Source organism: Mesorhizobium sp. LEGMi-168a, from assembly GCF_058312955.1.
In genome coordinates, this window is record NZ_JBZEGV010000016.1 from 110,396 (window position 1) to 126,364 (window position 15,969).

The following is a 15,969-nucleotide window of genomic DNA, read 5'->3' on the forward strand; positions in this document are numbered from 1 at the left end:
TCACATGCGTATCCTGTCGGATGCTTTCATTCCCGAACTGCCGGGACACTACCGGGGCAAAGTCAGAGAAAATTACGACCTGCCGGACGGCAGGCGCATCATCATCGCCACCGACCGTATCAGCGCCTTCGACAGGATCCTGGCATCGATCCCATTTAAGGGCGAGATTCTTACCCAGACGGCCCGCTACTGGTTCGAAGAAACCGCCGATATTTGTCCCAACCACGTCCTCGAATATCCTGATCCAAATGTCGTCGTTGGCACGCGGCTCGATATCCTGCCGGTCGAGATCGTCGTGCGCGGCTATCTGGCGGGGACCACTAGCACTTCGATATTGACCCGCTACCGGCGAGGCGAGCGGGCCATGTATGGCATGGTCCTGCCGGACGGTCTGCGTGACAACGAAAAACTGGCCGAGCCGATCATCACGCCGACGAGCAAGGCTTCGGATGGCGGCCATGACGAGCCTCTGTCCAAGGCGCAGATCATCGAGCACGGGCTTCTCACGCAGGCACAGTGGGACATCGTGTCGGGCTATGCCTTGCAGCTTTTCGCCCGCGGCCAGGCGCGCGCCGCCGAGCGCGGCCTCATCCTCTCCGACACGAAGTATGAATTCGGCACCGACAAGAGCGGGGCGATCATCCTTGCCGACGAAATCCATACGCCCGACAGCAGCCGCTTCTGGATCGCCGGGAGCTACGAACAGGCTCTGGCAAGCGGCGCGCGGCCGGAGAGCTTCGACAAGGATTTCATCAGATCGTGGGTGTCGGCCCGGTGCGATCCCTACAGGGACCCAATTCCGACGATCCCCGACGAGATCGTCGAACAGGCCTCGCGGATCTATGCGCAGGCTTATGAGGCCATCACGGGCGGGGAATTTGTTCCTGACATTTCCGGGGATACCGTTCTGGACCGCATTCGCTCGAATCTCGAGCGTTACTTCTAGCGGTCAAGGAGCCTTTCTCGGGTGCCGACTGTGGCATCGTGCGGTCGCGCGTTGACCTCTCGGTGCCGCGACGCTACGGATCGGGGTGACCGATCTGGAGGGGATTGCGGCATGGTGCATTACACGGACGGAAAGCCGCTCGGCGATCTCACGCTGAGGACGCTGGCCATGCCGTCCGACGCCAATGCCGCTGGCGACATCTTCGGCGGCTGGGTGATGGCGCAGATGGACCTTGCCTGCGGCATTCGCGCCGCCGAGCGCGCCAAGGGCCGCGTGGTGACTGCCGCGGTGAAGGAGATGTCCTTCGCCAAGCCGATGAAGATCGGCGACACGCTGTGCATCTACACCCATGTCGAGCGCGTCGGCCGCACCTCGATGACGCTCAAGGTCGAAGCGTGGGCCCAGCGCTATCTCTCCGACCTGATGGAGAAGGTCACCCATGCCGATTTCGTCATGGTGGCGCTCGACGGCGAGGGCAAACCGAAGCCGGTTCCGGCCGAAAGCTGACGAAGGCGATTCTCCAATCCAGGGTCATTTGTAACATCGCCTGCGCGAGCAATGTGCTTCGCGACATCCAATGGTTGCCTTCGCGCTCAATTCTGCGGGTGTTGGAGGAAAGACAATGCGTCAACACATGCTGAACGGCTGGCTGGTGGCAGCCCTCGTCGCCCTGGTCTGTCTGCTCGGCATAACGGCCTATGCCGAGGTCAAAAAAGATCTTCCGCGCATCGCCCAGTTGCATGGCAATGAAGGTTCAGGGAGCCGGGCGTGATGTGCGAGATCTGCAATTCTGCCCGATGCGATCGCATCGCGCCAAGCGCCTGAACGGCTGTCGTCGGAACACGACCCTCGTCATCAGGCCTTGCCGCCTGGTCGGTATCAAGCCCTAAATCGGAGACGTCGGGAGGTCATTCAGAGGCCGCCGGCAGTTAGGTCACAAGCAGGTTACATTCCCCTGCAGCGAAACCCTGAACCCCTTGCTTCCCAAGGGGTTCAGGCGTGCAGGTCGTCGAATTTGGCGCGCGCCGCTTTGACCCGTTCGGTGTTCTTTCGTGCCCAATCGCCAAGCGCACCGACCGGCACCAGCAGCTCGTGGCCGAGCTCGGTCAGCTCGTAATCGACGCGCGGCGGAATGGTCGGAAAGACCTTGCGCGTAACGAAGCCGTCACGCTCCAGGCCGCGCAAGGTGGTGGTCAGCATCTTTTGTGAAATGCCGCCGACGGCGGCGCGCAATTCGTTGAAGCGGAGCGGTCCGCCACCGAGCTTGCCAACCACCAGAACGGTCCATTTGTCGCCGACCCGCTGCAGGATTTCCGACACGGCGCGGCAGTCCTCGGTGCTGAACGGGTGCCTCGGTAACAAAAATGTGCCTCCTTGCGCTCCAAATTGTCAGTATCACATATAGCGCCGGTATCCAATCGATACCAGAATTCCCCCCGCAAGGAGAGCCCAATGTCCAAACCCAAGATCGCCATTGTCGTCGGTTCGACGCGCGCCGCCCGCTTCGCCGACGTGCCGACGCAGTGGATCGCCAAGATCGCCAAGACGCATGCCGACATCGACGTCGAAGTCGTCGATCTGCGCGATTTCCCGCTGCCCTTCTTCGACGAGGTTGCTTCCTCCGCCTGGGCGCCGTCGCAGAACGAAGTGGCGCAGCGCTGGCAGAAGAAGGTCGCCGAGTTCGATGGCTTCATCTTCACCGCCGCTGAGTACAATCACGGCCCGACCGCGGTGCTGAAGAACGCGATCGACTACGCCGCCAATGAATGGAACAAGAAGCCGGCCGGTTTTGTCGGCTACGGCAGCGTCGGCGGCTCGCGCGCCGTCGAACAGCTCCGGCTGCATGCCGTCGAGCTGCAGATGGCGCCGGTCAAGTCGGCTGTCCACATCGCCTGGGGCGATTTCCTTGCGGTTCGCCAGGGCGAAAAGAAACTCGAGGACATCGAGCATCTGAACCAGGCGGCGGCCGCTCTGGTCAATGACGTTGCTTGGTGGGCGAAGGTGCTGAAGGCGGCTCGCGCTGCCGATGCGATTGACGCTGAAGCCAAGGCGGCTTGAGCCGTCGCGGCAGGATCACCCTGCCGAGATCACGTTCCTTAGGGGCGGCGCTTGCGCCGCCCCTTTCAATTTGCGGGAGCCTGCGCGATCTGCCTTGGCCTGATGATGCAGTCGGCAAGGCGTCCCCGCTCGTTCAGCTCGTCGGCGTGATGCTGACCCCATTGGCAAAGCGCCAAAAGGATCGGCTCGAGGCTGAGACCGAGCGGCGTCGCGGAATATTCGACGCGGGCCGGGACCTCGGCGAAGATCTCGCGGCTGACCAGCCCATGCTCCTCCATCTCGCGCAACTGCTCGATCAGCACCTTTTGCGTAATGCCGGGCATCAGCGCCTTCAGCGCTGAGAGCCGGCGAGGGCCATCGAACAGATAGTAGAGGATCACCGCTTTCCAGCGGCCCGAGATCACCTTCAGGGCACGCTCCGCCGGCAGCATCGGCAGTCTCTTTATGGCTCGGGCCATGGTCACCTCCTGGTGAGCAGGGGACAAATCTGTGTGTAGAAGCGACAGCGCAAATAGTGGCAAAGCGGCGCCGATGCCATAGCGATCGGAGCCCGCCATGAAAGCCATTCAGTTCAGCCGCTTCGGTGGTCCCGAAGTGCTGGAAGTCGTCGATGTCCCGACGCCTGTCGCAGGAGCCGGCGAGGTCCTGATCAGGGTTAAGGCCGCTGGTATCAATTTCTTCGAGGTGCTGATGCGTGCGGATCGCTATGCGGTCACGCCAAGCCTGCCGATGTTTCCCGGCGTCGAGGCCGCCGGCATCATCGAGGCGGTCGGCGAGGGTGTGGAGCCGCGGCTGCTGGGAAGCCGCGTCGCCGCGCCGCTGTTTTTCTCCGACCGACCTTTCGGCGGCTATGCCGAGTATGTGACGATCGACGCCAGCCTGGTTGTGCCGTTGCCGGATGCGCTTTCTTTCGAGGACGCTACGGCCCTGATGGTGCAAGGGCTGACGGCCTTCCATCTGCTTAAGCAAAGCCCGCCCGCGAATAAAACCGTGCTGGTTCCGGCCGCCGCCGGCGGGGTCGGTTCGCTGCTTGTCCAACTTGCAGGAGGGCAGGGCGCCCGTCGCGTCATTGCGCTGGCCGGCGGCAAGGCGAAGCTCGATTTCGCTTCGTTGCTGGGCGCCGATGTGGCGATCGACTCCGGTGAGGCAGAATGGCCGGCGCAGGTCCGCAGGGCGGCCGGCGGCGCCGGCGCCGACACGATCTACGATACGGTGGGCGGCGCGGCGACGGCGGCGGGTCTTTCGGCTCTAACCCCCGGCGGCGAGCTCGTCTTCGCAGCGCTCGGCCGGTTTGCGCTATCCGCCTCCGACCTGGAAGCGATGGTCGGCCGAAACCAGTCGCTCAAGGGATTTGCGCTGCTACCGCTTTTGACTCGTGAAAAGCTTAAGTCGAGCCTGTCCGAGCTTTTCGAACCGGCTGCGAACAGCCGGTTGCGGGTGGCGATCGGCGGGCGCTTCCCGCTCGACCAGGCCGCCGAGGCGCATCGACTGCTCGAGGAACGCCGTTCGACCGGCAAGGTCGTGCTGCTGCCGTAGCGCGAACTACCGCCGCGCGATCGGGCGATGGCCGTCGGGCAGGCGGGTGGCGATCAGCTTGTCGATGCGGCGGCCGTCGAGGTCGACCACTTCGAAGCGCCAGCCTTGCGCGTCGACGCATTCGCCGGTTGTGGGAAGGTGGTGCAGATGCGACAGCACATAGCCGGCCACAGTCTCATAGTCGCGGTTCTCGGGCAGGTCGATGCCCAGCACCTCGGCCATCTCGTCGGCCTGCATATAGCCGGCAAGCAGCCATGAGCCGTCCTCGCGCTTGACGGCGTTTTCTTCCTCGCCGGCCTCGAGGTCGGAGCGGAAGACGCCGGTGATCGCTTCCAAGATGTCGGCCGGCGTGACGATGCCTTCGAAATGGCCGTATTCGTCATGGACGAGCGCCATCGGCACGTCCGATTCCTTCAGCTTCGCCAACACGTCGAGCGCGTCGGCCTGGTCGTGCACGATGGGGGCCGCGCGCACATGCTGGCGCGGCTCCAGCACCTTGCTGCCGAGGATCGCCGACAGCACGTCGCGTGTCTGGACGACGCCGACCATGGCATCGACATTGCCGTCGGCGGCGGGCAGGCGCGAATGCTGGGTCTCCATCAAGAGGCGTCGGATGGCCGCCTCGTCGGATTGCAGGTTGATCCAGTCGACCTCGGTGCGCGGCGTCATCACGGCGCGCACGGCGCGATCGCCGAGGCGCATGACGCCGGCGATCATGCGCCGCTCGTCGGATTCGATCGTGCCGTGATGCTCGGCCTCGGCGACCAGCATCTTGATCTCCTCGTCGGTGACTTTTTCCTCCGCCTCGCCGGTCTGGCCGAGCAGCCACAGAACGGTGCGGCCGGAAATGTCGAGCAGGATGACGAGCGGCGCCGAGACGGTTGCGAGGATGGTCATGGCGGGCGCTGCCCGGACGGCGACGCGCTCCGGATCCCTAAGCGCGATCTGCTTCGGCACGAGCTCGCCGACGATCAGCGAGGCATAGGTGATGATCGCGACGACGATGCCGACGCCCGCGGGGTCGGCAATATTCTCGCGGATGCCGGTCGAGGCCAGGTAGTGCGCCAATCGCTCGCCGAGAGTGGCGCCGGAAAAGGCGCCGGACAGGATGCCGACCAGGGTGATGCCGATCTGCACCGACGACAGGAACTTGCCGGGGTTGGAGCCCAGCGCCAGCGCGCGGCCGGCCCCCCTGATGTTGCGGTCGATCATCGCCTTGAGGCGGGCAGGCCGCGACGAGACGATGGCGAGCTCCGACATAGCCAGAAGGCCGTTCACCAGGATGAGGACGGCCACGACGGCGATTTCAACATAAAGCATGGGCGTCAATAGCATTGCCGCAGTGCATTCGAAAATAGTCCGCCGTTATTTTTGGAGCATGACAATTTCGGACCATGACAGGCGGGTTGTTCAAGCGGCATCCCAGGGTGGTGTCGAAAAATGTTCGACGAGCGCGTCGATGACGACCCGCACCTTTGGCGTCAGCGCCCGCGTCACCGGCCAGACGGCGTGCACGACGATGTTTTCGACCAGACAGTCGGACAAGACCATTTCAAGCTCGCCGCGCCCCAGGCTCTCAGCCGCCAGCCAGGTCGGCAGAAAGGCAATGCCGCAGCCGGCAAGGGCTGCATCGAGCATCGGTTCGCCGTGGCCGAGGACAAGCCTGGCCTTGGGGACGAAAGTCGTCAGATGGCCGTCGGCGTTCCTTACGGTCCAGGGACGAACGACGCCCTCGCGTCCATAGCCGATGACGCTGTGATGGACGAGATCGTCGAGGGATCGCGGCCTGCCACGCCTTTCGAGATAGTCGGGAGCGGCGCAGATTGCCGAGCGTTGGGCGTAGATGCGGCGCGCCGCGAGCGACAGGCTGTCGTCGAGATCGCCCATGCGGACGGCAAGGTCGATGCCTTCCTCGATCAGGTCGACGCGCCGGTCGTTGAAGGAGATCTCGATCGCCAGGTCCGGGAACCGGCTGGAGATGCCGAACAGCACGGGGGCGACGCATCTGCGGCCGAAGGCAAGCGGCACGTCGACGCGGAGCCGGCCCGAAGGGATATGCCGGCGTGAGGCGAGCAGCGCCTGCCCGGCCTCGATTTCCGCCAAGGCCCGCACGCAGGCTTCGTAATAGCTCGTGCCTTCGCTGGTGGGGCTGAGGCTGCGGGTGGTGCGGTTGAGCAGGCGGACGCCGAGGCGCTGTTCCAACTGCGCGACCGACTTGCCGATGGCGGACTTCGTCACATGCAGCCGTTCGCCAGCGCCGGTGAAGCTGCCGGCCTCAACAGCATGAACGAATGCGACGATACCTTGCAGGTCAGTCGAATCCATGATGCACCTATTGTAGATTTTTCATCTTCAATCTGTCGCAGAATATCCCGCATTGCGGCATTATTTTCCATAGTCGGATCGCATAGATGTCTCGCGCAGCCATCAATCAAGGAGCGCGACACATGGGCACCGACGGCAACAGGTCCTGGCAGATGACGGGGTTCGGCTTGCCGAACCTGAACCTGGTGAGAGGCAAGATCCCCGAGCCAGGCCCGCATGAGCTTCTGGTGCGTACCAAAGCGATTTCGCTGAACTACAAGGACAAGCTGATCGTGGATGGCGTGCTGATCCCCGATCTTTCGCTTCCTTTCGTGCCCACTTCCGATGCCGTGGGCGAGATCGTTGCCGTCGGCAGCGCGGTCAGCCGGTTCCAGATCGGGCAGCGCGTGCTCGGCCAGGTGATTGCCGACTGGCCGGACGGCGATGCGCCGCCGGTGCTCCATAAGCACACGCTGGGCTCCTCGCTCTCGGGCATGCTTTCCGAGCATGTCGTCTTCGGCGAAGACGCCGCCGTGCTCGCGCCGCCATCGCTCAGCGATATCGAGGCGGCGACGCTGCCGATCGCGGCGCTGACGGCCTGGTTCGCGATGGCCGAAGCGACGAGGCCTGTGCCGGGCCAGACCATCCTGATCCAGGGCACAGGCGGCGTCTCGCTGTTTGCGCTGCAGTTCGCCGCGGCATTCGGCCTGCGCGCCATCGTCACCTCGAGCAGCGACGAGAAGCTCGGGCGCGCCAAGGATCTCGGCGCCTGGCAGGTGATCAACTATCGCACGCAGCCGGCCTGGGACAAGGCAGCCCGCGACCTGACGGACGGCTTGGGCGTGAACCACATCCTGGAGATGGTCGGCGGCGACAATGCGCGACGGTCGCTCAACGCGCTTGCCGCCGATGGCCGGCTTTCGATCATCGGCCTGCTCGGCGCGACGGAGATCAGCTTTCCGGTTCTGCCGTTGATGCGCAACCGCATCGTCGTGCAAGGCATCTCCATTGGCCACCGCCGCAGCTTCGAGCGCATGAACCGGGCGATCGAAGCGCTCGGCATCAAGCCGGTCATCGACAAGGTCTATGGCTTCGACGACGTGCCGCAGGCGTTTGGGCACTTGGAGAAAGGGCCGTTCGGCAAGATCGTCATCACCGCGACATGATCCGCACCGGCGTCACCCTCTTCACGGCAGTGTCTCCAAAACGCCGATCGTCGCCATGCCGTCGGTGAAATAAGGATCGCCGCCGCCATTCCTGCCGCTTTTCGTGGCGCCGATCCCCGGTATCTCGCTGGTCGAGGTCAGCATGCCTGAGGTGCTGAGATCGCCGATCAGGAAGTTGCGCTCGGCGTCGATGTCGGGGCCGATATGATGAGTGATGGCGCCGGTGTCGTGGCTGAGGCCGACGCCTCGGTCGAAGCTCGCGGCGCCCAGCCAGAGCGGGCGGCCGTCGTCGCCGACCGTGTTTGTCTGCCAGAAGCGGACATGATGGCGCCGGTCGGCGCTGTCGCCGACCGGCTTTTCGAAGGCAAGATCCTGGGCGCGGCCTTCGAACAGCAAGCGGCTCATCGGCGCATCGGGATAGGGACGGGAAAACAGAACGCTTTCGCCGATATCGATCGCGGTCCTCAGCGTGACGACTTCGGCCGTGTCCCAGCCGGCGACGGCAAAGGTGTGGACCACTTCCTTCTGGGTGCCGACAAGGCCGACATTGATCGGGTCGCCCGGAATGCCCTGCGGCGTGTGGGTCACCATCTCGAAGCGCTGCGTGCGGAAACCGCGCTCCCGCCATGTCCAGAATTCCGGCGCGGCGAGATAGGCGAACGCCAGATAGAAGGCGCAGAACGCAGCCAGCCAGATCGCCGCGCGCCGCCTGAGGCTTCGCTCACCCAAGAGAGACCACTCCGAACCTATTCGCGGCCACTCTATGCGGTGTCGCGTGGATTGGGCAGCAGGCTGTGCCGCTCAGCGGCAGGCGCGATATCCGTTCCTGCGGTTTTTGACGTCGAAGTGGAAGTGGTTGCGGTGGTCGTAATTGTAGCCCGGTCCGAGCACCGTGTTGAAATACTGGCAGCCGTCGGCGCGCACGTTGTTCAAGAAGCCGCGGGTGCGGAAAGCGAACAGGCCGGGCTTGCGGACATCGATGTCGTCGCCATTGTTGAGCTCGATGCTCATGACATCGAGCGCGTTGCCTTTGCCGTGTTCCGACAGGACACCTTCGCCGGCGATGTTGCGGCAGGAGTAGCTCGAGCCTTGGTGGATGGTCTTAACGCCGGAGAAATAGCGCCAGCGCGCGGCCGGCACCAGCTCGTTCCTGGTCCAGGCGGCGAAGGTCGCTGCCATGTTGCAGGTGAGCGTCGCTGCCGGCTTCATCTCGACGCTGCCGATGGCCGAAACCTTCACCGGAAAATCGATGCCGCACTGGCCTTCATGGATCGGCTGGATGTCGGTGTAGACGACGCCCATGCGTTTCAACTCGTTGCGGCAGTCGATCTCGCTGGCCGGCATCTGCTCGACCGGCGACATCGGCTCATCCATGCGCGGATAGGCGGCCGAGGTCATATAGGGATTGGACGGGACGAGCCGCTGCATGCCGGAATATTGCGGCGCCTCCGGCACGGCGGCGGTCTGGCTGCCGACATCGACGGCAGGCTGGAGCGAGAAGACATCGCCGGTGTTGCAGGCCGATAGCGTCGCAATGGCGAGCCCCGTGGCCAGCCTCACGGCAACAATACGCGCACGGTTGTTCTGCCGCGCCATTGAAAGCGTGGCGCCAAATCTTCCGGCCATCGAAAGGCATCCTGTCCCCAAGAGCTGATCCCAATTGGGATCATGCTCCCGATGGCACAAGGTTAATCGGCAACAGTAAAGGAAAGATCAGCGCCGGTGTTCACGCCTGGGGCCGAATTGCGGCATTGTTCTTTATTCCGCCTGAACTTGATCTTGTCCGGGGCAGGCTCACTGGCAGAAAGTCCCGCCGTTGCGGCGCGGCTCCAGGTCGAAGTGCAAGTGCAGCGCATGGTCGGGATCGCTGCCGGGGCCTAGCACAGTCTTGAACGGTCCGCAGGCGGCTTCGCGCACCTTATTCAGGAATTTTCCGTCCTTCTCCGGCGGCGCGGGGCCGATGCCGATCGTCCTGCCGTCCGACAGGGTGAAGGAAGCGATGTCCAGCGCGTTGCCGAAGGCGTGTTCCGACAGCTTGCCGCCGCCGTGGCGCGGGCGGCAGACATAGGCAGATGCCTGGTTGATCACCTTGAGATCGGCGCCGAATTCGGCCTTCACGGCCGGCCGGACGACATCCGCGGCAAAGCGCGCTGCAGCCTCGGCCATCCGGCAGTTGAGCTCGGTGCCGGAACCGATACTGATCGATTTTCCAAGCGTTTTCAGTATGATGGGGTAGGGGATCGAGCAGCCGATCTTGGCATCGTGCTCAGCCTTGTGCTCCTCGAATTCGACGCCGAGCGCCTTCAGCCGCTCGCGACAGGCTACTTCCTCTTGCGGCATCTTGTCGGCGGGCAGTTCAGCGGACCGCGGATCGGGCATCATCTTGTTGTCGTCGGTATCAACCGGTTTTTCCGGTGGCTTCGGTGCGACAGCGGGCGGTTCAACCTCCGGTTCCGCGGTGTCGGGTCTTTGTGTCGGAATCGGCACCGCGGCCGGTGGCTCAGGTTCGTTTTCCATTTCGGTTGACGGCCCGGGGGCCGAAGGCTCGGGACGAGACTTTTCTTGATTGAGCCGGTTGGATGCGTCAGCGGGCTTTGGACCTGTAGCCTTCTGCTCTTTCATCGTTGTTGCGTCGGCCTTTGGCGCTTCCGTCGGACGTGGCTCTGGCACCGGAACATCGGCGGGTGAGGTCGGCTGGTCCTGCGTTTGCTGTTGCGTCTGCGTTGGCATGATATGCCGTTTGCCCCGTGGCCTCACGCGGTGCTTACTCCTCGGCCTCAGGGGCTGATCGGCCCGCTGCGTCAAGGGCTGCTCCACACGCGGTGTCAGCGGCTGCCTATAACGATGCTTGGCATCGGCCGGCGTAATCATAAAGGCCGCCGCCGCCAAGGGCAGCGCCAGTCTGCAAAATCCGGAAAAGCTCAGCGTTGCCATCGGCCGGAAACGGCGCCGACAAGGCAAGGTTGCCTCGGAGGTGGTAGCGTTGCGATCAAAAACGATTACCGGCCCGTTACGCGCCGATCGCCTCCAGGCCGTCCTCCAGCCAGTCGGCGAGTTGCGGCAGGCCGAGCAGGTATTTGGCAGTGCGCTTGTTGGCGCGCTCGCGCGCCGCGGCCACCGCGTCGATCCATTCGGAAGCGTCGTAGTCGCCACGACCGATCCAGGCCAGCGCCACGAGCTCGGCCGCTTCATCGACATTGAGATCGTTGATCAGCTCGCGGAATTCTTCCTCGGTGAGGTCTTCCGAGGCTTCCTCTGCCAGGCCGTCATGATGATGGCTGTCGCGCCTGTCGCCATCGAACTCGACCTCGTGCTCGGCGCCGTCGTCGTAATCCTCGTTGACGGCGGCACTCAGCGCCTTGGCCTTGAGGATGAACAGGCGCACCGTGTCCGGGTCGATGGAAAGCTCCCATTCCTGTTCGAGGCGTTGCTGCACGGGCCTTTCTCCACGTAAAGCGCTCGACCGATGATAGCGGATTTACGGCCCGCGTCACGTCCGTTCGCAAGGAGTGGGGATGCGCCCAGGCGTTCAAATAGTTCGACTGCCGCTGGCTTTTCGGGATGAAACCGCATCAAGGCGGCGTTAATCTGCCATTGTCACGCTCACGGAGGCTTCGATGCGCAGACGTTTACTTATCCAGGTCATGGCTGTTGCTGCCCTGCCGCTGTTCGCGGCGCCCGCTTTCACGGCCGGCGAAGGGGGTGGTGGAGGCAACTCCGGAGGCGGCAGCGGCGGCCAGACGACCCAGTGCAAGAAGGGCGAGGTCTGGGATAAGAAGAAGAAGAAATGCGTCGTGCCGCAATATGGCATGCTGGATGACGACAGCATTTACGAAGCCGGCCACGATCTGGCGATGGCCGGGCGCTATGACGAGGCGATCTCGGTGCTGACGCTCGCCGCCAACAAGCAGGATCCGCGCATCCTCAACTATCTCGGCTATTCGCATCGCCATTCCGGCCGCGTCACGGTCGGCCTCGGCTACTACGAGGAAGCGCTGCGCATCGACCCGAACTACACGCTGGTGCGCGAATATCTCGGTGAGGCGCATCTGCAAATCGGCGATCTTGCCGGCGCGCAGCAGCAGTTGATCGAGATCGAGAAGCGGACCGGCAAGGGCTCGCGCGAATACGGCATGCTGTCAGAGCAGATCGATCATTTCCTGAGGAGCTGATTTCGACCACCGGCCTCTCAAAACCGGCTGCGAGCATTCGCAGCCTGTTTCTTGCTGCTGCCGCATTCACCGCCAGGCGATCAAGCGAAAGCAGTGATCATTTTGCCGAACTTCAATTTTTGGACGTGAAAATCGCGCGAAGATCGCTATATTCGGGGAAATTGTGGTGAGACGGTTCCGTTAGCCCGAGGCTGCCGGACCGTTTTCTTTTTGTACCCGTTGACAAGGCTGCTCCCGAAAAGCGGGGGTGGCGGCAGGAAAGGTCAGGCATCATGATCAAGGTTCCGATGACAGGCGAGGGGTTCGCGTCATTGAAGGAAGAGCTGCGCTGGCGCCAGCAGGAAGAGCGTCCACGCATCATCGAGGCGATCTCCGAAGCCCGCTCGCATGGCGACCTGTCTGAAAATGCCGAATACCACGCCGCCAAAGAGGCGCAGAGTCACAATGAGGGCCGCGTCAACGAGCTCGAGGACCTGATCGCGCGCGCCGAGGTGATCGACGTCACGAAGCTCAGCGGCGACAAGGTGAAGTTCGGCGCGACCGTCGTGCTGGTCGACGAGGATACCGAGGAAAAGAAGACCTATCAGATCGTCGGCGACCAGGAAGCGGACGTGAAGTCGGGCCGTATCTCGATCTCCTCGCCGATCGCGCGCGCGCTCATCGGCAAGGAGGTCGGCGACGCCATCGAGGTCAACGCCCCCGGCGGCGCCCGCGGCTACGAGATCGTCCGGGTTCAGTTTATCTAGGGCCTAGAGCGGTTCAGCGTTTCACGGAATCGCTGACCCACTCTAAATACTTGTTTTTACGCAATTCCGGACGGAAAACCGCGCCGCACTTTTCCTGGAATTGCTCTAGGCTGGCGCTTCTGATCGAAGCGCCAGCAACCGCTCCGCCTCAGCCATCACTTCAACAGGCGTGACCTTGCCGCCAGCGGGCGCAAGCAAGGTCGAGGAGAACGGTCCGCGCGGGCCGGTCAGGCCCGGCTCCGTTGCCAGGAAGATGGCGACGGTCGGCAGGCCGAAGGCGCTGCTAAGGTGTGTGAGGCCGGTATCGGCGCCGATCACCAGCGTCGACCGGCCAAGGATCGCGGCGATCGCTGCGAGCGGTGATTTCTGGATCAGCACCGTTTTCGGCACGGCGCTGGCGATCGCTTCCGCCACATCCTTTTCCGCTTCGTTCGACCAGGTGACCACGGGGGTGAATTGCCTGGACACCAATTGGCGCGCGGTCTCGATCCAGTCCTCGACCGGCCATTTCTTGTCCTCGCGGCTGGTGCCGTGCAGCAGGAAAGCGAGCTTGTCTCCAGGGATAGGAAGGCCGCTCACCGGCGGCACGATGCCGGAGTCGAGTATCGTAAGATCCGGCTGATAGCCCAAGGCCTGCCCGAACAGCCGCCGTGTGCGCTCGATGGCGTGCAGTTCGCGCGGCACCGTGTATTTGCGATCGTAAAACAGCGTCGCCGAGGGCTCGCGGGCGCTCGAACGGTCAAAGCCGGCGATCGGTGCGCCGGCCTGTCTGGCGACCACGGCCGACTTCAGCAGGCCTTGGGCATCGATGACCAGGTCATAACGAGCGCCGCGCAGCGCGTGGCGGAGGCCAGTCATTTCGCGCCATGTGTCGCCGTCAAACGGTTTCTTGCGCCAGCGCCGGATCGCCACCTTGTGGATGGACTTTATCGCCGGATGCAAGGCGACGATGCCGGCGAAGGCCTCTTCCACGCACCAGTCGAAGCTTATGTCCGGGCAATTGCGCAGCGCATCCTCGACAGCCGGGAACGTATGGATGACATCACCCATCGACGATGTCTTGACGATCAGCACCTTCATGCGGCCGCCGGAACCTCAAGCAACCGGTCGGCCGCGGCAGCCACCCGCGCGACGTCGAGCGTTTTCAGGCAGTTGAGATGGCCGAGCGGGCAGACCTTGCTGTGGCAGGGCGAGCAGGAAAGATGCAGCCAGATCAGTTCCGAGCGATCGGTCAGCGGCGGCGTGTTCTCGGGCGAGGTCGAGCCGTAGACGGCGACGATCGGCGTGCCGACGGCGGCCGCGACATGCATCAGCCCGCTGTCGTTCGACACCGCGAGCTTCGCTGCGGCGATCAGGTCGATGGCGTCCTCAAGCTTCGTCCGGCCGGCAAGATCGATGGTACCTGGTGCCAGCCTTGCGATCTCGCCGGTCACCTCGGCGTCGTTCTTCGAGCCCAGCAAGGCGACACCGAGGCCCTTTGCCATCATCCCTCGGGCGAGCTCGGCATAGTGTTCGCTCGGCCAGCGTTTTGCCGGGCCGAATTCGGCGCCCGGCATCAAGGCGACGAATTCCTTTGCGTGCAATCCGAACCGCGCCAGCAGATCGGCCTGGTTGGCTACGTCGACAGTAAGCTTCGGCGCGCGAAACGTGCCGCCGCGGGCAAGGCCGAAATAGGCGCGCGCCGTGCGCCGTTTGAGGGCGTCGGGCAAAGGAACGATGTCGGTCAAAAGGCCGTAGCGCATTTCCCTCAGATTGCCGACGCGGCACGGAATGCGGGCAAAGAACGGGATCAGCGCCGATTTCCAGCTACCCGGCAGCACATAGGCCATATCATAGCGGCCGCGCAGCAGGCGGCCAAAGCGCCTGCGGCTGCGGAATTCGAGCGCGCCCGGCATCAGCGGGAAATCGATCTGGCAGCGTATTTCGGGCATGCGCTTGACCAGGGGCGCCGCCCAGGCGGGCGCCAGCACGTCGATCGCGGCGTTCAGATGCTTTTCCTTCAGCGCCGCGAACAGGCACTGGGCCATGACCATGTCGCCCACCCAGCGTGGGCCGATCACGAGGATCGTTGGGCTTTCAGCCATTCGACATAATCTCTGACGCCGGTTTCGACGGTGCGGAATTGCCCATTGTAGCCGGCCGCGCGCAAGCGGGACATATCGGCCTGCGTAAAACTCTGGTAGCTGCCCTTGAGATGCTCGGGGAAGGGGATGAACTCGATCTCACCCTTGCCGAGCGTTTCGATCACCGTCTCGGCGATGGCGCGAAACGGCTGGGCGCGGCCGGTGCCGCAGTTGAAGATGCCGCTCAAGCCGCGCTTCCACAGCCATAGATTGACCTCGGCGACATCGCCGACATGGATGAAGTCGCGGCTTTGCTCGCCCGGGCCGAAGTCGCCACAAGCACCGAACAGCTTGGGATTTTCACCTCGCTCGACCTGGTTGAACAGGTGGAAGGCGACCGAGGCCATGGCGCCTTTGTGGGCCTCGCGCGGCCCGTAGACGTTGAAATAGCGCAGGCCGGCAACCTGCGAGTGATCGGTGTCGAAGACGTTGCGGCGGACATAGTCGTCGAAGAGCTTCTTCGAATAGGCGTAGACGTTGAGCGGCCGCTCGAATTCCGGCTCCTCGCGGAACTCGCTGCCGCCGCCATAGACCGAGGCCGAGGAGGCATAGAGGAAGGGCACGCGCAGCGCGAGACAGGCATGCAGAAGCCGCTTCGAATAGGCATAGTTCACCTCCATCATGAACTTGCCGTTCCATTCGGTGGTGGTCGAGCAGGCGCCCTGATGAAAGACGGCCTCGATGCGGCCGAGCCCGCCATCCTCGAGCCGGGCCAGAAATTCGTCCTTGTCGAGATAGTCGGCGATGTGGAGGTCGGCCAGGTTGGCGATCTTGTGGCCGTCGGTGAGATCGTCGACGACGACGATGTCGTCGTGGCCCTCGGCATTGAGCGCGGCGACGATGTTGGAGCCGATCATGCCGGCGCCGCCCGTGACGATGATCATGAAGGCCTCTGGTTTCGCTTATCGATTCCGGCCC

19 protein-coding genes are annotated in these 15,969 nt (G+C 63.6%); 8 read left to right on the forward strand and 11 right to left on the reverse strand.

The window, feature by feature from the left end:
- Positions 1-4: 4 nt before the first annotated feature.
- The 3 genes from AC4FWB_RS20855 to AC4FWB_RS20865 all read left to right on the forward strand — a co-directional run bounded on the left by AC4FWB_RS20855 (position 5) and on the right by AC4FWB_RS20865 (position 1,718).
- Positions 5-946, forward strand: coding sequence for a phosphoribosylaminoimidazolesuccinocarboxamide synthase (locus AC4FWB_RS20855; protein WP_491028142.1), 942 nt, complete (start codon positions 5-7; stop codon positions 944-946).
- Positions 947-1,057: 111 nt separating this feature from the next.
- Positions 1,058-1,453, forward strand: a complete 396-nt coding sequence (locus tag AC4FWB_RS20860; RefSeq protein ID WP_491028143.1) for an acyl-CoA thioesterase — start codon at positions 1,058-1,060, stop codon at positions 1,451-1,453.
- A gap of 115 nt (positions 1,454-1,568) precedes the next feature.
- Positions 1,569-1,718, forward strand: coding sequence for a hypothetical protein (locus AC4FWB_RS20865; RefSeq protein WP_491028144.1), 150 nt, complete (start codon positions 1,569-1,571; stop codon positions 1,716-1,718).
- A 221-nt stretch (positions 1,719-1,939) separates the two neighbouring features.
- Here AC4FWB_RS20865 and AC4FWB_RS20870 read toward each other — a convergent pair whose 3' ends face one another.
- Positions 1,940-2,308, reverse strand: coding sequence for a winged helix-turn-helix transcriptional regulator (locus AC4FWB_RS20870; RefSeq protein ID WP_491028145.1), 369 nt, complete (start codon positions 2,306-2,308; stop codon positions 1,940-1,942).
- Positions 2,309-2,398: 90 nt separating this feature from the next.
- Between AC4FWB_RS20870 and AC4FWB_RS20875 the strand changes: the two genes are divergently transcribed.
- Complete coding sequence (locus AC4FWB_RS20875; protein WP_059186859.1) at positions 2,399-3,004, forward strand: NADPH-dependent FMN reductase; 606 nt, start codon at positions 2,399-2,401, stop codon at positions 3,002-3,004.
- Positions 3,005-3,069: 65 nt separating this feature from the next.
- On the opposite strand, the gene AC4FWB_RS20880 is transcribed toward AC4FWB_RS20875, so the two are convergent.
- Positions 3,070-3,462, reverse strand: a complete 393-nt coding sequence (locus AC4FWB_RS20880; RefSeq protein ID WP_491028146.1) for a winged helix-turn-helix transcriptional regulator — start codon at positions 3,460-3,462, stop codon at positions 3,070-3,072.
- 97 nt (positions 3,463-3,559) lie between these two features.
- Between AC4FWB_RS20880 and AC4FWB_RS20885 the strand changes: the two genes are divergently transcribed.
- Positions 3,560-4,540 carry a quinone oxidoreductase family protein gene (locus tag AC4FWB_RS20885; RefSeq protein ID WP_491028147.1) on the forward strand — a complete coding sequence of 327 codons (981 nt, stop codon included), beginning with the start codon at positions 3,560-3,562 and terminating at the stop codon, positions 4,538-4,540.
- Positions 4,541-4,546: 6 nt separating this feature from the next.
- Here AC4FWB_RS20885 and AC4FWB_RS20890 read toward each other — a convergent pair whose 3' ends face one another.
- On the reverse strand, positions 4,547-5,860 hold the full coding sequence (locus AC4FWB_RS20890; protein WP_491028148.1) for a hemolysin family protein: 1,314 nt from the start codon (positions 5,858-5,860) through the stop codon (positions 4,547-4,549).
- Between the two features lie 90 nt (positions 5,861-5,950).
- Positions 5,951-6,865, reverse strand: a complete 915-nt coding sequence (locus AC4FWB_RS20895; RefSeq protein ID WP_491028149.1) for a LysR family transcriptional regulator — start codon at positions 6,863-6,865, stop codon at positions 5,951-5,953.
- Between the two features lie 122 nt (positions 6,866-6,987).
- On the opposite strand from AC4FWB_RS20895, the gene AC4FWB_RS20900 reads away from it, so the two are divergent.
- Positions 6,988-8,010, forward strand: a complete 1,023-nt coding sequence (locus AC4FWB_RS20900) for a zinc-dependent alcohol dehydrogenase family protein (RefSeq protein WP_491028150.1) — start codon at positions 6,988-6,990, stop codon at positions 8,008-8,010.
- A gap of 21 nt (positions 8,011-8,031) precedes the next feature.
- Here the strand turns inward: AC4FWB_RS20900 and AC4FWB_RS20905 are convergent, their stop codons facing one another.
- From AC4FWB_RS20905 to AC4FWB_RS20920, 4 genes are all read right to left on the reverse strand, one after another.
- Entirely contained in the window at positions 8,032-8,739 is a 708-nt protein-coding gene (locus AC4FWB_RS20905) for an LssY C-terminal domain-containing protein (protein ID WP_491028151.1), read from the reverse strand.
- Between the two features lie 72 nt (positions 8,740-8,811).
- Positions 8,812-9,636, reverse strand: coding sequence for an extensin-like domain-containing protein (locus tag AC4FWB_RS20910; RefSeq protein ID WP_491028152.1), 825 nt, complete (start codon positions 9,634-9,636; stop codon positions 8,812-8,814).
- Positions 9,637-9,804: 168 nt separating this feature from the next.
- On the reverse strand, positions 9,805-10,827 hold the full coding sequence (locus tag AC4FWB_RS20915) for an extensin-like domain-containing protein (protein ID WP_491028188.1): 1,023 nt from the start codon (positions 10,825-10,827) through the stop codon (positions 9,805-9,807).
- Positions 10,828-11,020: 193 nt separating this feature from the next.
- Positions 11,021-11,446, reverse strand: a complete 426-nt coding sequence (locus AC4FWB_RS20920; protein ID WP_491028153.1) for a DUF3775 domain-containing protein — start codon at positions 11,444-11,446, stop codon at positions 11,021-11,023.
- 181 nt (positions 11,447-11,627) lie between these two features.
- Here AC4FWB_RS20920 and AC4FWB_RS20925 point away from each other — a divergent pair, with 181 nt between their 5' ends.
- Entirely contained in the window at positions 11,628-12,182 is a 555-nt protein-coding gene (locus tag AC4FWB_RS20925; protein ID WP_491028154.1) for a tetratricopeptide repeat protein, read from the forward strand.
- Positions 12,183-12,454: 272 nt separating this feature from the next.
- Complete coding sequence (gene greA / locus AC4FWB_RS20930; RefSeq protein ID WP_491028155.1) at positions 12,455-12,928, forward strand: transcription elongation factor GreA; 474 nt, start codon at positions 12,455-12,457, stop codon at positions 12,926-12,928.
- A 105-nt stretch (positions 12,929-13,033) separates the two neighbouring features.
- On the opposite strand, the gene waaC is transcribed toward greA, so the two are convergent.
- Genes waaC through rfaD form a run of 3 tightly spaced genes read right to left on the reverse strand, consistent with a single transcriptional unit; the run spans position 13,034 to position 15,935 of the window.
- Positions 13,034-14,008: a lipopolysaccharide heptosyltransferase I gene (gene waaC, locus AC4FWB_RS20935; protein WP_491028156.1), complete on the reverse strand. Its 975-nt coding sequence runs from the start codon at positions 14,006-14,008 to the stop codon at positions 13,034-13,036.
- Positions 14,005-15,012, reverse strand: a complete 1,008-nt coding sequence (gene waaF / locus AC4FWB_RS20940; protein WP_491028157.1) for a lipopolysaccharide heptosyltransferase II — start codon at positions 15,010-15,012, stop codon at positions 14,005-14,007. Before waaF ends, waaC begins: the two co-directional genes overlap by 4 nt.
- Positions 14,985-15,935 carry an ADP-glyceromanno-heptose 6-epimerase gene (gene rfaD / locus AC4FWB_RS20945; protein WP_491028158.1) on the reverse strand — a complete coding sequence of 317 codons (951 nt, stop codon included), beginning with the start codon at positions 15,933-15,935 and terminating at the stop codon, positions 14,985-14,987. The genes waaF and rfaD overlap by 28 nt, the downstream gene beginning before the upstream one ends.
- Positions 15,936-15,969 lie beyond the last annotated feature (34 nt).

Bases quoted from the DNA above. Each gene is read 5' to 3' on its own strand.
- AC4FWB_RS20895 (WP_491028149.1), bottom strand. From the start codon at position 6,865: ATGGATTCGACTGACCTGCAAGGTATCGTCGCATTCGTTCATGCTGTT.
- rfaD (WP_491028158.1), bottom strand. From the start codon at position 15,935: ATGATCATCGTCACGGGCGGCGCCGGCATGATCGGCTCCAACATCGTC.
- AC4FWB_RS20925 (WP_491028154.1), top strand. From the start codon at position 11,628: ATGCGCAGACGTTTACTTATCCAGGTCATGGCTGTTGCTGCCCTGCCG.
- waaF (WP_491028157.1), bottom strand. From the start codon at position 15,012: ATGGCTGAAAGCCCAACGATCCTCGTGATCGGCCCACGCTGGGTGGGC.
- AC4FWB_RS20875 (WP_059186859.1), top strand. From the start codon at position 2,399: ATGTCCAAACCCAAGATCGCCATTGTCGTCGGTTCGACGCGCGCCGCC.
- AC4FWB_RS20885 (WP_491028147.1), top strand. From the start codon at position 3,560: ATGAAAGCCATTCAGTTCAGCCGCTTCGGTGGTCCCGAAGTGCTGGAA.
- AC4FWB_RS20900 (WP_491028150.1), top strand. From the start codon at position 6,988: ATGGGCACCGACGGCAACAGGTCCTGGCAGATGACGGGGTTCGGCTTG.
- AC4FWB_RS20865 (WP_491028144.1), top strand. From the start codon at position 1,569: ATGCGTCAACACATGCTGAACGGCTGGCTGGTGGCAGCCCTCGTCGCC.
- AC4FWB_RS20890 (WP_491028148.1), bottom strand. From the start codon at position 5,860: ATGCTTTATGTTGAAATCGCCGTCGTGGCCGTCCTCATCCTGGTGAAC.
- AC4FWB_RS20860 (WP_491028143.1), top strand. From the start codon at position 1,058: ATGGTGCATTACACGGACGGAAAGCCGCTCGGCGATCTCACGCTGAGG.
- AC4FWB_RS20910 (WP_491028152.1), bottom strand. From the start codon at position 9,636: ATGGCCGGAAGATTTGGCGCCACGCTTTCAATGGCGCGGCAGAACAAC.
- AC4FWB_RS20855 (WP_491028142.1), top strand. From the start codon at position 5: ATGCGTATCCTGTCGGATGCTTTCATTCCCGAACTGCCGGGACACTAC.
- greA (WP_491028155.1), top strand. From the start codon at position 12,455: ATGATCAAGGTTCCGATGACAGGCGAGGGGTTCGCGTCATTGAAGGAA.
- AC4FWB_RS20880 (WP_491028146.1), bottom strand. From the start codon at position 3,462: ATGGCCCGAGCCATAAAGAGACTGCCGATGCTGCCGGCGGAGCGTGCC.
- waaC (WP_491028156.1), bottom strand. From the start codon at position 14,008: ATGAAGGTGCTGATCGTCAAGACATCGTCGATGGGTGATGTCATCCAT.